Origin of the sequence: Lutibacter sp. (assembly GCF_013041805.1) — a bacterium.
In the GTDB taxonomy this organism is placed as follows: Bacteria; Bacteroidota; Bacteroidia; order Flavobacteriales; family Flavobacteriaceae; genus Lutibacter.
Genome location: NZ_JABDRI010000045.1, coordinates 13,948 through 28,659, shown reverse-complemented (window position 1 = coordinate 28,659; position 14,712 = coordinate 13,948). Strand labels below are relative to the sequence as shown.

Genomic DNA, 14,712 nt, shown 5'->3' with positions numbered 1-14,712 from the left:
ATTATAACTAATTCACTTTCATAATTAAATACTAAATTGTATTTTCGCACACTGTAATAAAAGAAAACTAAAATGGCAATATTATCAAAAATTAGAGATCGTTCAATGTTCCTAATCCTAATAGTAGGTTTAGCGCTTTTCGCATTTGTTCTTGATCCAAGTTCAATTCAACAATTTTTCAGCTCAGATAAGGTAAACGCTGTAGGCCAAATTAATGGTGATGATGTAGATAGAGATGAGTTTGCTCAGCAAGTAGAAGCATACAGATCTCAAAGTAATGGTAGAGCTACTCAAATGCAGGCTGTAAACGCTGTTTGGAATAGTATTTTAGGTGAAAAAGTGTACCAATATCAATTAGAAAAAGCTGGTATTGTAGTGGGTGAAAAGGATATTTGGGAAGCAATGATTGCTTTACCAGAAATTCAAAATTCTCCACTATTCAAAAATGAAATAAATCTTTTTGATGAGGAAAAGCTAAAAGAATATATTGCGAATATGAAGGATGAGGCTGATGCAGGAAATACGCAGGCTTGGATGAACTGGTTAGCTACTGAGAAAAGTATAAAACAAAACTTAGAGCGTCAAGCTTATTCTTCTTTAGTAACGGTTGGATTAGGAGCTTCTTTAGCAGAAGGAAAAAGAGATTATCTTTTTGACAATACAAAAATGGATGCAAAATTTGTTTATGTTCCTTATACAACTATTCCTGATAGTATCAGTTTAGTTTCAAAAGATGAAATTCAAGCATATTTAAAAGAAAATTCGAAACGATTTAAACCAGAGGCATCTCGATCATTAAAATTTGTGAAATTTGATATTGTTCCTTCAGAAAATGATGATGCTGAAATTAAAAAATTAGTTCAAGGTTTTATTAATGATAGAGAAGAATATAGTAATGCTGCTAAAAATACAGTTAGCATTGCAGGATTGAAAAATGCAACAGATTATGAAGCTTTTTTAAATGATAATCAATCTGATTTGTCAATTGATAATGGGTATAAATATAAAAATCAATTACCTGCAACTATTGGTAATGCAATTTTTGATGCTTCAGTTGGTGATGTTGTTGGTCCTTATAAAGATAATGGATATTATAAAATTTCTAAAATTGTAGAAGCATTACAATTGCCAGATTCTGTAAAATCAAGTCACATAATAGTGCCTTACGCAGGTACAACAAGATCTACTTCCACAAAAACAAAGGAAGAAGCTAAAAAAACAATTGATAGTGTATTTAGGTTAGTAAGAAATAACAAAGCAAAATTTACTGAAGTTGCAGATGAGATCAACTCAGATGGAACTAAAGGTAAAGGAGGCGATATTGGTTGGGTACGAAAAGACCAAGCTTTTTCTGCTGGTTTTGATAAAGATTTTGCAGATTTTATTTATAAGAATAAAACAGGTAGTATTGATATTGTAGAAACTGCATTTGGTTTTCATATTATTAGAGTCGATGAGCAAACTAAAAACCAAGAAGCTGTTAAATTAGTTACTTTTGCTAGACTTATTGAAGCATCTGAAGAAACAGAGAACACTATTTTCGAGCAAGCTGAGACGCTAGCAGCTGATTTATCTGGTGATAAAAAAATAGAAGATTTAGCTGAGGAATCTGGATACAAAATTCAATCTGCAATGAATTTAAAAGCAATGGCAGAAAGTATTCCAGGATTGAGTAATCAACGTCAAATTGTGAATTGGGCTTTTAATAGTGATCGTGAATTGAATGATTCTAAACGTTTTGATGTGGACGTTTTTGGAAAAAGAGCCTATGTAGTTGTTTCTTTAAGCGGAATTACACAAGAAAATGGAGTAGTAGTAAGTTCAGATGTTTTATTAAATATTCGTCCTGAACTTATGAATAAGAAAAAGGCTGCCCTTATTAAGGATAAAATGTCAGGAGCAACTTTAGAAGAGATTGCAGCGAGTATGAATACAAATGTAAGAAGAGTAAATTCTGTAACTTTAGCAAGTCCGTTACTTTCCGGTGTTGGAAATGAGCCAGCAGTTGTTGGAGCCATGTCTACGTTAAGTTTAGATCAAGTTTCTGATAAAATTGATGGACAAAAAGGTGTATTTGTTGTGATGGTTACAAAACGTGATACGTCAATTGAATTGGACAATTATGAAACGTTTCGTAACAAAAAAGTAACTGATTTAAAAGGAAGAAGTTTTCAATTATTTCAAGCGTTGCAAGATGCGGCAGATGTAACAGATAACAGAAGCAAATTTTACTAAAATATAGAGTCATTTAAAGTGCTTTAAAGTCATTTTTATAATGATATATGTACATAGAAAAAATACCGTTCTAATTAATTAGAACGGTATTTTTTTATCTTAATATGTACGGATTGATTTTAGAGGTTATTCCATAAAAAAATGCGAGCTCTCAATAGCTCGCATTTTAATGTTATAATTGGGAATATGAACTTAACCGTTCATAGAAATTAAAAATTCCTCATTTGAATTGCTATATTGAATCTTTTCTTTAATAAACTCCATAGCTTCAACAGGGTTCATATCTGCTAAGTATTTTCTTAAAACCCACATACGCTTCACAGTTTTAGGATCAAGCAGTAAATCATCTCTACGAGTACTTGATTTTACAAGGTCAATAGCAGGATAAATTCTTCGATTAGAAATATTACGTTCTAATTGAAGTTCCATATTACCAGTTCCTTTAAATTCTTCAAAAATTACTTCATCCATTTTAGAACCTGTTTCGGTTAATGCAGTAGCAATAATAGAAAGTGATCCACCATTTTCTATGTTTCTAGCTGCACCAAAGAAACGTTTTGGTTTGTGAAGTGCATTGGCATCAATACCACCTGATAAAATTTTACCAGAAGCTGGAGCAACAGTATTATAAGCTCTAGCTAAACGAGTAATAGAATCTAATAAGATAACTACATCATGCCCACACTCCACTAATCTTTTAGCTTTTTCTAAAACAATATTTGCAACTTTTACGTGTTTATCTGCTGGTTCATCAAAAGTTGAAGCTACAACTTCTCCTTTTACACTTCTTTGCATATCTGTTACTTCCTCAGGTCTTTCATCAATTAATAAAATAATTTGATAAACTTCAGGGTGATTTGATGCTATTGAATTTGCTATATCCTTAAGAAGCATTGTTTTACCTGTTTTTGGCTGAGAAACAATCATTCCTCTTTGGCCTTTACCAATAGGAGAAAATAAGTCCATAATTCGTGTAGAAAGTGTACTTCCTTTTCCAGCCAAATTAAATTTTTCGTCCGGAAACAATGGTGTTAAATGTTCAAAAGATACCCTGTCTCGAACAATATTAGGATTTAGCCCATTAATTTTAGATACTCTAATTAATGGGAAATATTTTTCACCCTCTTTTGGAGGTCTTACAACACCTCTCACCGTATCACCTGTTTTTAAACCAAATAGTTTAACCTGTGATTGAGATAAGTAAATATCATCTGGAGATGATAAGTAATTATAATCTGATGAGCGCAAAAAACCATATCCGTCAGGCATCATTTCTAAAACACCTTCACTTTCAATAATACCATCAAATTCATAATCAGGATCTCTATAACGATTGCTATTATTAGTTCGTTGACCTTTACTGATATTATTTTGTTGAGGTCGTTGTTTATTTTGTTGATTGGAAGAATTTGACTGCTTATTTTGATTAGCAGAATTTTGTTGTTTTTTTGGTTGATTTGGTTTATGAACCGCTTTATGTTCTGGCTTTTTATGTTCTGATTTTACAGGAACATTTGTGTCTGTATTCGTCTGTTCTTTTTTGACTAAAGGTTTTTTAGATTCATGTTTCTTGGAATCTTCAACAATATTATTTTGCTTCTTTGGCGGATTTGTATCTAATGCCAATTCTTTTTGAACGGACTTTGCTTGGACAACCTTCGCAGGCGCAGCTTTACGTTCTTTAGATTCTTGTGCAGAATTTGCTTTTTTTACAATTCTTTTCCGCTTCGGTTTTTCACTATTATTTGCAGGAGAAACCGTTTTGGTAATTTTTGAAGGAGTTGCAGCTTGGATATCTAAAATTAAATATACTAAGTCTAGTTTTTTTAATTGACTGAATTTTTTTGCTCCAATAGATTTTGCTATTTCTTGTAATTCTACAAGTGTTTTCTCCTTTAGTTGGGAAATTTCAAACATTATGTTAATTTGTAAATTTTTGTTTATGTATAAATACGATTTTAATATTCAGTAAAGAATTTTATCGTTAATTGAACTTTGTGGTGAATAGTCGTTTCAGTTGTAGTTTCCTTATGTAACTAATTGTAAGGTTATTGCAAATATATAAAATTATTTTATAAAACTAATCTTTTATTCTTTAAAAAGAAAACGTATTTTTGCTATCCGTTATTTAAAAAATATGATTCAAAGAATACAATCAGTTTATTTATTAATTGCGACGCTGCTTTCTGGAGGTTTAATTTTTATGTTAAAACTTTGGGAAAATGAAGAAGGTTTAGACTTTTTTGTGTTAGATTCTTTTAGTTCTAATAGTTTATTGCTTAAGTCTATGGCAGTATTGTTTTTTGTTTCAGCTTTTTTAACATTTATTGCTATTTTTCAGTTTAAAAAGAGACAATTGCAATTTGTGTTAGGACGATTATCAATTTTGATCAATTTTATTATTTTAGGTATTGTTGTATATTTTTCACAAAATTTATCTGGAGAAATTTCGGTTTCGGAGAAAGGTATTGGGCTAATGATTCCAATTTTAACTATTTTATTTGTGGTTATTGCAAATAAGGCAATTAAAAAGGATGATGAGCTCGTAAAATCTGTTGATAGATTGCGATAACCTATTATCTTAGTATATTTAGTGCAAAAAAAACCATTTCAGTTATGAAATGGTTTTTTATTTTATCAGGTTTTAATCTACAAGGATTGATATACTTTAAACTTTAGAGTTCTTCATGTTTACTTAACATATAAATAAGAGTTATTTACTCATATTTTAAATAAGTGGCTACTTCAATTTTTACCTCACTCCAAGTTTTAGAAATACCATCTGGACCAGAATGTAATTCGTAACAAGCAACATTTAATGCTTCTAAAGCTAATTGAGCTTGCCAATTATCTAAATCCATCAAAGCTTCAATAGTAACCATTTGGTCACTAATTACATAGGTGATTGGTAAAACTTGAGATACACCATTCATTGTTAATTCAACAGACCCAGATGTTTCATTATTCATTGAAATTGTTCCCTTAATAGAGTTGGTGTCTTTCATAGTGCCGAAAAAGAATTTTTTCAATTTTGAATCTCTAAGAGTATCTTGAGTAAAAATACTGCTTACAGGAATGTCAAATTTTAAACCATTTAAAGCTTCCTGGGCTGTAGCTGATTTTTTAGAATTTTCAATGCTTACTTTTGTAAATTGCCCTTTTACAGGAACCTTACTTGTTGTTTTATAAGCTATCCAATTGATAGTAGTTGTTTTTGCCTCTACGGTAAACCCTTTCTCTAAAGTTGCTTTTTCTTTTTTCTCTTTTTCCTTACAAGATGAGAAACTAATTATTGTTACTAATAGTAATGTAATAGTAAATACTTTTTTCATGATTATTTCTAGTTTTTATTTTTTAGATGTTTATTTACAAGGTTTATATATTCTTGCTTCGCTTCAGCTTCTGTTAAATGGTTTAATTGAAACCAAGCGTTTAATTTAAATGAATTTCTTAATTGAATATTTCCTGACGGTTGTTCGTAATTATTTCCTTTTGTTGCTTGCTTGTAATATCCATAAAAAGCGAGCATAATATCAGGAGCTAACTTAATATTTGTGTTGCAGGCAAAGGTATAAGCCTCTTCAAATTCTTGATTTAATTTATTGCTCATAGCTATGAAATTTGCATATTATAAAGTTGCAATTATTCGTTCACCACCTTTAACTGTATCATTTAGTTTTATATTAATTTTAGCGTCTAGAGGTAAAAAGAGGTCAACTCTTGAGCCAAATTTAATAAAACCAGCATCTTCGCCTTGAATTGCTATTTCATTAGGTTTTGCATAATTAACAATGCGTTTTGCTAATGCCCCAGCTATTTGCCTATATAATATTTCTCCAATGTTTTTGTTTTCCACAACAATAGTCGTTCGTTCATTTTCTTCAGAAGCTTTTGGATGCCAAGCCACTAAATATTTACCAGGATGATAAGTGCTATAATTTATTGTTCCACTTATTGGATATCTGGTAACATGCACATTTAATGGAGACATAAATATGGAAATTTGTAGTCTTTTATCTTTAAAATATTCTTTTTCGTAAACTTCTTCAATCACCACTACTTTTCCATCAACTGGAGCAATAATATGATGATCGTTTACTTTAGTATATCTTTTTGGATTTCTGAAAAATTGTAAAATTATAACGTAGAAAAATAATAAAGTTAAAGAAAGGACTTTGTTTAACCAATTTAATGAAATCAAATTTTCTATTAAAATAATTCCAACTCCCAGTATGATTGTTGAAATTATAATTATTCTATAGCCTTCTTTATGAAACATAATTATTGTACAAATTGTAAATATATAAATATAAAGGGTGCTGCAAATATAACACTATCAAACCTATCTAAAAAACCTCCGTGACCAGGAATTAAATTACTGCTGTCTTTTACGCCCGCTTGTCTTTTAAACATAGATTCTATTAAATCGCCCAAAACACCAAAAACACTAACAATTCCGGCAATTACAATCCATTGAACTAATGAAAGTGTTACAAATTTTTGTGCTAGAAAAAAGCTAAGGATAAAAGTGAAAATCATTCCTCCTATAAATCCTTCTACTGTTTTATTTGGTGAAATACGAGTTAGTAGCTTTTTTTTACCGAAGTTTTTACCTACCAAATAAGCAAAACTATCATTGGTCCAAATTAACAAAAAGACACCTAATATAGTTGTGTTTACATAGTTAAAGTCTGCATTAAGGAAAGGTATTTTTACGATCAATGTAAAAGGAACTACAATATAAATAATTGACAAGAAAATTTTACCTAAATGACTAATTACTTCTTCTTTTTTTGCAAATAAAATTGATGCGAATGTTATAAAAATAGTAAGAAAAAGAACCACACCTACATAATCGAATATCATTTTTTTTGGAATATCTTCAACCCCTAATATATTTCCAAAAACAAAAAGTAATGTTCCTATTAAATAAGGAAACACACTTTTTAGTTGAATCATTTTTTTAAATTCATACAGACAAAACATCATTAAAATAAAAAATAGTACGATGAAGGAAATTTTACTGTAAAGTATTGAAAATATTAAAATACTTATAAATATAAAACCAGAAAGTAAACGTTTAAAAAAATTACTCATAAATTATAAATCTTCAAATAGTAGCAAATATAAGTTTTTTGCATTGGTGTTTCCATAATTCATAAAATCAATATTATTAGAATTTGGATTATAATTTTTTATTGCACTTATATTACTAGGGATATTTCCTTGATAACGTGTTTTAATTCCAGTTAAACTATCTCCATTATTTTTAACAATTTGACTCGTGGTTGCGTAAACAATAAAATGTTCAGATAATTCAGGGATTTTATATTCCTTCAATTGGTTTGAAGAAAATAGAATACTTCCATTTTGTGCAATTAAATGTTCACAGCTGCAAAGAAAAGGATACTCTTTATTATAGTTTTCAATCGTTTCTACTTGAATAGATTTCGTTAGTTTTATTAAATCACTATCATTACACGTTATTTTTTCCCAAGAATTTTCTTGAATAATGTTTTTTAAGTTTGAAATTACATCTTGTAATGATGTACAATAAAGAAATTTACCATCATTCTTTATAAAATTTTGTACGAAAATTTGGTCAAGAGGCAAGTTTTCAACTTCTAAAGGTTCTTCTTTAGAATCATTTTTTTTAGGTGAATTAAATAGCTTTTTAAAAAAACTCATTATTTTTTGGAATAAATTCAAAATTATAAAAAAGATATGAATTTATTCTACTCTTTATTATGAATTTTCTTCCTTTGATTCGTTATTCTTGGTTTCAGTTTCTGTTTCAGTTTCTGTTTCAGTTTCAGTTTCTGTTTTTTCTTCAATTACAGGGATCTCTTCTTTATCAAAAGGTCTTTTACCAAAAATTCTTTCCAAATCTTTCTTAAATATTACTTCTTTTTCTAGTAATAATTCAGCCAAGGTTGTTAGTTTATCTTTATTCGCTCTTAATATTTCGATGGCTCTTTGGTATTGCGTTTCAATTAATTCTGAAATTTCTTTATCTATAATTTTTGCCGTATCCTCACTATAAGGTTTTGTAAAATTATATTCAGATTGACCAGATGAATCATAATACGTAATATTACCAATTTTATCATTTAAGCCATAAACAGTTACCATTGCTCTAGCTTGTCTTGTAACTTTTTCTAAGTCATTAAGAGCTCCAGTTGAAATTCTGTCAAACATTAATTTTTCAGCGGCTCTACCAGCTAAGGTAGCACACATTTCATCTAACATTTGATCGGTATGTACTAATTGTCTTTCTTCGGGTAAATACCACGCTGCACCTAGTGAAATTCCTCTAGGAACAATAGTCACTTTTACTAGCGGAGCGGCATGTTCAAGCATCCAACTAGCGGTAGCATGACCTGCTTCGTGATATGCAATTGATCTTTTTTCTTTTGGTGCAATAATTTTATTTTTCTTTTCAAGTCCACCCACTATTCTATCAACAGCATCTAAAAAGTCTTGATGATGCACTGCTTTTTTACTTTTTCTAGCGGCAATTAGAGCAGCTTCATTACATAAATTGGCAATATCTGCACCTGAAAAACCAGGAGTTTGTTGAGATAGAAATTCTAAATCAACATCTTTATGCAGTTTAAGTGATTTAATATGAACTTTGAAAATTTCAGCTCTTTCGGTTAAATTAGGCAAGTCTACATAAATTTGTCGATCAAAACGACCCGCTCTTAACAAAGCTTTATCTAATACATCCGCACGGTTTGTAGCAGCTATTACTATTACATTGGTATCGGTTCCAAATCCGTCCATTTCTGTTAGTAATTGATTTAATGTATTTTCACGTTCGTCATTTCCTCCAGTAATATTACTTTTACCTCTAGATCTACCTACAGCGTCAATTTCATCAATAAATATAATAGATGGCGCTTTTTGTTGTGCTTGTTTAAATAAATCGCGTACACGAGAGGCACCAACACCAACAAACATTTCAACAAAATCTGATCCAGAAAGAGAGAAAAACGGCACACTTGCTTCTCCAGCAACTGCCTTAGCCAATAATGTTTTACCTGTACCTGGAGGTCCAACTAGTAATGCTCCTTTTGGAATTTTACCTCCAAGAGATGTATATTTATCAGGGCTTTTTAGGAAATCTACAATTTCTTGTACTTCTTCCTTAGCACCTTCTAATCCAGCAACATCTTTAAAGGAAGTTTTTACCTTTTGATCTTGATCAAATAATTTAGCTTTTGATTTTCCAATACTAAATATTTGACCACCACCTCCTGAACCACCGCCAGACATTCTTCTCATAAAGTAAATCCATAAACCAATTAAAAATATAAAAGGTAAATAAATAAACAGCTGATCTATTAAATTTGTTCTTTCTTCATTTTGTACGTCAAAGTCCAACTCATAAGCTGCTTTTTCTGAATTCAGCTCTTTTTCAAAATTTTGCAAATCACCAAATGAATAATTATACATTGGCGTATTTGCAGAATACAAAGAACCTTTGTTCTTTTTATGCTTTTCTTTATCTGAAGCTTCACTTTTAATGTAAATGTTTGCAATACTTCTGTTTACAATTACAATTTTATCAATGTCATTTTCGGTTAAAATTGTTTTAAATTCATTTTGACTTAGACTTTTAGCACCTAAATTACCACTATTAAAAAACTGATAACCAATAATTAATACAATGATAGCGCCATAAATCCAATAAAAATTAAATTTAGGTGTTTTAATATTCTTATTATTTGGTGTATTTTTTTTATCCTGATTCATCTATCTTTTTGATTTCAATAATTATGTAAAATTTTAATTAGCTGAAGAAGAGATTGTAGTAATTTTTGCATCTCCCCAAAGGCTCTCAATATCGTAATATTCTCGTACCTGTTTTTGAAAAACATGTACTACAATATTAACATAGTCTAATAAAATCCATTCAGCATTTCCTTCGCCTTCAATATGCCAAGGCTTTTCCTTTGTTGCTTTACTCACTTGTTTTTGTACAATGCCAGAAATTGCATTAATATGCGTATTCGATGTTCCTGTACATATTACAAAATAATCACAGACTGTATTCTCAATTTCTCGTAAATCTAATAGTTGAATATCTAACCCTTTAACTTCATCAATTGCTTTTAAAATTGCTGCAATTGAGTCGTCTGCGCTTACATTATTTTTTGTCATTAATTATATTTTTGTTCCGTGCAAAGTTATTACTTTTTTATGATAATTTAGGTTTTATGTAACTTTGTTAAAATTATCAACATTTTTATGCATATAATCAAACTTAATGCCATTGATTCTACCAATTCTTACTTAAAGAATCTTGCTCTTAACAATACTCTAGATAATTTTACAGTGGTTACAGCAACCAGTCAAATAAAGGGGAGAGGGCAATTAGGAACATCTTGGATGTCTGAAAATGGTAAGAATCTTACATTCAGTGTTTTAATAGATTTTCCTAATTTTAATATAAGTAACCAATTTTATTTAAGTATGGCTTGTTCTTTAGCGGTCTTAAAAACTGTTAAAATGAATGTTAAAGTTTCAACATTTGTAAAATGGCCTAACGACATTTTGGCAGAGAAAGACAAAATAGCTGGAATTTTAATTGAAAACTCAGTTAGTGGGCGCTACATTAAACAATCAATTATTGGAATTGGGATGAATGTAAATCAAACGAATTTTCCAAAAGCAATTGGTAATGTTACTTCGTTAAAGAATCTTGCTGGAACTGATTTTGATACAAATGAATTATTGCATAGTATACTTAAAAATTTGCATTACTTTGTACATTTAATTTATAATAAAGAGTTTGCTACATTGAAGGAAAAATATATGAATGCTCTTTATCAATACAATAAACCGACTATGTTTGAAGATTCATTGGGTGAAGTTTTTTTAGGTAAAATAGTAGATATATCTGAGGAAGGAAAACTAGTTATAGAAATACAAAATGAAACGACTCGCAAATTTAGTTTGAAAGAAATTAAATTTGCGAGTCGCTTGCACTAAAACATGTTGTTATAATTTTTCAGCTTGTTCTGTTAAAGTATCAATAAACTTTTGAAGCGGTTTTTTAACCATCATTGCCATCATTGGATTAAATTCGCCTTCAAAAAGTAATTGAGTTTCACAGCTATTTTCTGAAATACTATCAATAATAGCCGTTAAAGAAAAATTTAATTTACTGCTAGCAGCACCTAAAACAATTTTATTAAATTCTTGTTTTTCTTTCATTACCAACCGTATTTCTGGCATTCCTTTCAAACTGAAAATAAATGATTCACCATCAACTTCAAATTTTTCATTATTTTCTGGCATTATTTGTTCAAAATTTTCAAGATGACTTAAAAATTTAAAAAAATCTTTTTGGGATTTATTTATAACTGTTTTTTTACTTTCTAAATTCATATTCGATTATTTATTTTTTCCAGGTACTAGGGTTCTCTCTCCACTGCTGAAGTGTTTCTAATTCTTTTTCTGTAATATACTTGCTATCTAACGATTGTTCTAATAAATGATTATAATCGCTTAATGTTTGTAATTTTAAATTGGCATCTTCAAAGTTTTTGGCAGCGATATCAAATCCATATGAAAAAATAGCAACCATTCCTTTCACATTCGTTCCTTCAACTTCTCTTAACGCTTTTACAGCATTTAAACTGCTTTTACCAGTACTTATTAAATCTTCAACAACAACAATATTTTTATTTTTTTCAAGTAAACCTTCAATTTGGTTTTTTCTTCCGTGTTGTTTAGGTTCTGGTCTCACATAGATAAAAGGAACATTGAGTTGCTGCGCAACTAAAATACCAATAGCAATTGCACCAGTGGCAACACCAGCAATTACATCGGGTTTACCATATTCTTCTTCTATTATTTTGGCTAAATTTTCACTTATATAATTCCTAATTTTAGGAAAAGAAAGCGTAGTTCTGTTATCGCAATAAATGGGTGATTTCCAACCTGAAGCCCAAGTAAATGGATCTTTAGGCTCTAATTTTATAGCATTTATTTGTAATAATAATTCAGCGGTTTTTTTTGCAGTATCTTTGTTCATAATCATACTGCAAATGTATAAAGTTTTTGTGAATGACTGTCCAATATTATTGACAGATACTAAGAAAGTTATAACAAGTTTACATCAAATTGATTTCGATGGTGCTTCAATTGAAACTATTATTGAAAATTTATTGCATAATAAATCAAAAGGTATCTGTTTGTTATGTACTAATTTAGAAGTGTGTTGGGAGATTTTTCAATCTAAATTTACAATTCAAAAGGCTGCCGGTGGTAAAGTTTTTAATGAAAAAAACGAAGTGCTTTTTATTTATAGATTCAATACTTGGGATTTACCCAAAGGAAAATTAGAAAAAGGGGAATCCATTGCTGAATGTGCCATTAGAGAAGTGGAAGAAGAATGTGGAATTACTAATTTACAAATTGAAAAACCACTGGATACAACCTATCATATTTTTGAGAGAAAAGATAAAATTATTTTAAAAATTACGTATTGGTTTTTAATGAATACCACTTATGATGGTGAATTAACCCCTCAAATAGAAGAAGGAATAGAAAAAGTTTGTTTTAAAAATCGCGAATCAACAAAAGCTGCACTTCAAAACACCTATGAAAATATAAAGCTGCTTTTTTAGCATCTATATTGTGAATCATATTTAATAAACACAAACATTGAGGCATAGTATTAAAATCTCTAAATTTAAAATACTTATATTTGCCGCTTTTTGAAAATGACTTACTATGACTGAATTTATTAAAAAGCAAACAGCAAATTTTAGAAACGATGTATTATCTGGTATCACTGTAGCTTTGGCTTTAGTTCCAGAAGCCGTTGCTTTTGCCTTTGTGGCTGGAGTTGATCCATTAGTTGGGTTGTATGCTGCGTTTATGGTTGGTTTAATTACTTCAATTTTTGGTGGTCGACCTGGTATGATTTCGGGCGCAACAGGTGCTTTGGCGGTTGTTATGGTTACATTGGTGGCTAGAGGAAATGAAATGGGAAGTCCAGGTGAAAATTTAGGGTTGTACTATTTGTTTGCTACCGTTATTTTAATGGGAATTATTCAAGTATTAGCTGGAGTTTTAAAATTGGGAAAATTTGTTCGTTTAATTCCACATCCTGTAATGATGGGATTTGTAAACGGATTGGCAATTGTTATTTTTCTTTCTCAATTGGGAATGTTTAAAAAAACAATAAATGGAGAAAAACAATGGTTGGCAGGGAATCAACTGTATTTAATGATTGGTTTGGTGGGATTAACTATGTTAATTATGTGGGGACTTCCAAAAATTAAACAATTAAAAAAATTACCTGAAGCTTTAATTGCCATTTTGGTGGTAAGTACCATTGCAATTTTAGCAAATTTTGATGTTGCTACCGTTGGGTCATTTATTAGAGATGGAGGAGGAGAAGGCTTAAAAGGAGGCTTGCCAACACTAAACTTAGAGACATTTTCAAAAGTTCCTTTTACAATGGCTTCAATTAAGTTTATTTTACCCTATGCTTTAATTTTAGCTGCTATTGGATTGATAGAATCATTAATGACATTGAATTTAATTGATGATTTAACAGAAACGCGTGGAAATGGAAACAAAGAATGTGTTGCCCAAGGAAGTGCAAATATTATCACTGGTTTGTTTGGTGGTATGGGTGGTTGTGCCATGATTGGTCAATCTATTATTAACATTAAAGGTGGAGGTAGAGGACGACTGTCAGGAATTGTAGCGGCTGTAATGTTGTTGTTTTTTATACTTTTTGGTTCGTCATATATTGAGCAAGTTCCTATTGCTGCATTGGTTGGAGTGATGTTTATGGTAGTTATTGGTACGTTTGAGTGGAGTAGTTTTAGAATTTCAAATAAAATCCCTAGAACCGATTTATTTGTATTGATATTAGTGTCAGCGCTAACTGTAATTTTTGATTTAGCCATTGCTGTTATTGCGGGGGTTATTGTAAGTGCCTTGGTTTTTTCTTGGGAAAATGCCACTAGAATTAGAGCTCGAAAATCAATTAGAGAAGATGGTACAAAAATTTATGAAATTTGGGGACCTCTTTTCTTTGGTTCTATTTCAACATTTAATGAGAAGTTTGATGTTAAAAATGATCCAGACAATGTAGAAATTGATTTTATGGAATCTAGAATTAGCGATCACTCAGCACTGGAAGCTATTTTTAATATTGTTGAGAAATACGAAGCAGCAGGAAAAGTAATTCACCTAAAACATTTGAGTGAAGAGTGTAAAATTTTACTCCATAAAAGCAATCCTAAATTTAATGAAGTAATTATCAATGCTATTGATGATCCTCGTTATCACATTGCTGAAAATCCTGAAGCGTTTAATTAATCTCGTTTATAATAGAAATAATGTTATCTCATATTTGCCCATAGAAAATGCTATTGTAATGTGTTATAATTGAAGTAATTTAACCGGTTGGGTACAATTTGTTTGTGATTTAATTTTTTTGTCAAT

At 30.1% G+C, this 14,712-nt stretch carries 15 protein-coding genes; 5 read left to right on the top strand and 10 right to left on the bottom strand.

What is annotated here, in order from left to right:
• Nucleotides 1-72: 72 nt before the first annotated feature.
• Complete coding sequence (locus HKP59_RS06585; protein ID WP_291804742.1) at nucleotides 73-2,235, top strand: peptidylprolyl isomerase; 2,163 nt, start codon at nucleotides 73-75, stop codon at nucleotides 2,233-2,235.
• 192 nt (nucleotides 2,236-2,427) lie between these two features.
• Here the strand turns inward: HKP59_RS06585 and rho are convergent, their stop codons facing one another.
• The gene (gene rho, locus HKP59_RS06580) at nucleotides 2,428-4,152 is read right to left on the bottom strand and encodes a transcription termination factor Rho (RefSeq protein WP_291804739.1); all 1,725 of its coding nucleotides are present in this window, start codon (nucleotides 4,150-4,152) and stop codon (nucleotides 2,428-2,430) included.
• Between the two features lie 220 nt (nucleotides 4,153-4,372).
• On the opposite strand from rho, the gene HKP59_RS06575 reads away from it, so the two are divergent.
• Nucleotides 4,373-4,807 (top strand): DUF4293 domain-containing protein, encoded by a 435-nt coding sequence (locus HKP59_RS06575; RefSeq protein ID WP_291804737.1) that lies wholly within the window; start codon nucleotides 4,373-4,375, stop codon nucleotides 4,805-4,807.
• Nucleotides 4,808-4,952: 145 nt separating this feature from the next.
• Here the strand turns inward: HKP59_RS06575 and HKP59_RS06570 are convergent, their stop codons facing one another.
• The 7 genes from HKP59_RS06570 to rsfS are packed head-to-tail and all read right to left on the bottom strand — an operon-like array spanning nucleotide 4,953 to nucleotide 10,401.
• Nucleotides 4,953-5,567 (bottom strand): YceI family protein, encoded by a 615-nt coding sequence (locus HKP59_RS06570; protein ID WP_291804734.1) that lies wholly within the window; start codon nucleotides 5,565-5,567, stop codon nucleotides 4,953-4,955.
• A gap of 8 nt (nucleotides 5,568-5,575) precedes the next feature.
• Nucleotides 5,576-5,845: an acyl-CoA-binding protein gene (locus tag HKP59_RS06565; RefSeq protein WP_291804731.1), complete on the bottom strand. Its 270-nt coding sequence runs from the start codon at nucleotides 5,843-5,845 to the stop codon at nucleotides 5,576-5,578.
• A gap of 18 nt (nucleotides 5,846-5,863) precedes the next feature.
• Nucleotides 5,864-6,514, bottom strand: coding sequence for a phosphatidylserine decarboxylase family protein (locus HKP59_RS06560; protein WP_291804728.1), 651 nt, complete (start codon nucleotides 6,512-6,514; stop codon nucleotides 5,864-5,866).
• A gap of 2 nt (nucleotides 6,515-6,516) precedes the next feature.
• Nucleotides 6,517-7,332 carry a phosphatidate cytidylyltransferase gene (locus tag HKP59_RS06555; protein WP_291804725.1) on the bottom strand — a complete coding sequence of 272 codons (816 nt, stop codon included), beginning with the start codon at nucleotides 7,330-7,332 and terminating at the stop codon, nucleotides 6,517-6,519.
• Nucleotides 7,333-7,335: 3 nt separating this feature from the next.
• Complete coding sequence (locus HKP59_RS06550; RefSeq protein ID WP_291804722.1) at nucleotides 7,336-7,923, bottom strand: hypothetical protein; 588 nt, start codon at nucleotides 7,921-7,923, stop codon at nucleotides 7,336-7,338.
• Nucleotides 7,924-7,980: 57 nt separating this feature from the next.
• Complete coding sequence (gene ftsH / locus HKP59_RS06545) at nucleotides 7,981-9,993, bottom strand: ATP-dependent zinc metalloprotease FtsH (protein WP_291804719.1); 2,013 nt, start codon at nucleotides 9,991-9,993, stop codon at nucleotides 7,981-7,983.
• Between the two features lie 33 nt (nucleotides 9,994-10,026).
• On the bottom strand, nucleotides 10,027-10,401 hold the full coding sequence (gene rsfS / locus HKP59_RS06540; protein WP_291804718.1) for a ribosome silencing factor: 375 nt from the start codon (nucleotides 10,399-10,401) through the stop codon (nucleotides 10,027-10,029).
• 87 nt (nucleotides 10,402-10,488) lie between these two features.
• On the opposite strand from rsfS, the gene HKP59_RS06535 reads away from it, so the two are divergent.
• Nucleotides 10,489-11,232, top strand: coding sequence for a biotin--[acetyl-CoA-carboxylase] ligase (locus tag HKP59_RS06535; RefSeq protein WP_291804716.1), 744 nt, complete (start codon nucleotides 10,489-10,491; stop codon nucleotides 11,230-11,232).
• Nucleotides 11,233-11,241: 9 nt separating this feature from the next.
• On the opposite strand, the gene HKP59_RS06530 is transcribed toward HKP59_RS06535, so the two are convergent.
• Nucleotides 11,242-11,631, bottom strand: coding sequence for an SRPBCC family protein (locus HKP59_RS06530; RefSeq protein ID WP_291804714.1), 390 nt, complete (start codon nucleotides 11,629-11,631; stop codon nucleotides 11,242-11,244).
• Nucleotides 11,632-11,641: 10 nt separating this feature from the next.
• The gene (gene pyrE / locus HKP59_RS06525) at nucleotides 11,642-12,286 is read right to left on the bottom strand and encodes an orotate phosphoribosyltransferase (protein ID WP_291804710.1); all 645 of its coding nucleotides are present in this window, start codon (nucleotides 12,284-12,286) and stop codon (nucleotides 11,642-11,644) included.
• A gap of 7 nt (nucleotides 12,287-12,293) precedes the next feature.
• Between pyrE and HKP59_RS06520 the strand changes: the two genes are divergently transcribed.
• Nucleotides 12,294-12,875, top strand: a complete 582-nt coding sequence (locus tag HKP59_RS06520) for an NUDIX domain-containing protein (protein WP_291804707.1) — start codon at nucleotides 12,294-12,296, stop codon at nucleotides 12,873-12,875.
• Between the two features lie 106 nt (nucleotides 12,876-12,981).
• A complete protein-coding gene (locus HKP59_RS06515) occupies nucleotides 12,982-14,586 on the top strand; it encodes a SulP family inorganic anion transporter (RefSeq protein WP_291804704.1) in 1,605 nt (534 codons plus the stop codon).
• Nucleotides 14,587-14,712 lie beyond the last annotated feature (126 nt).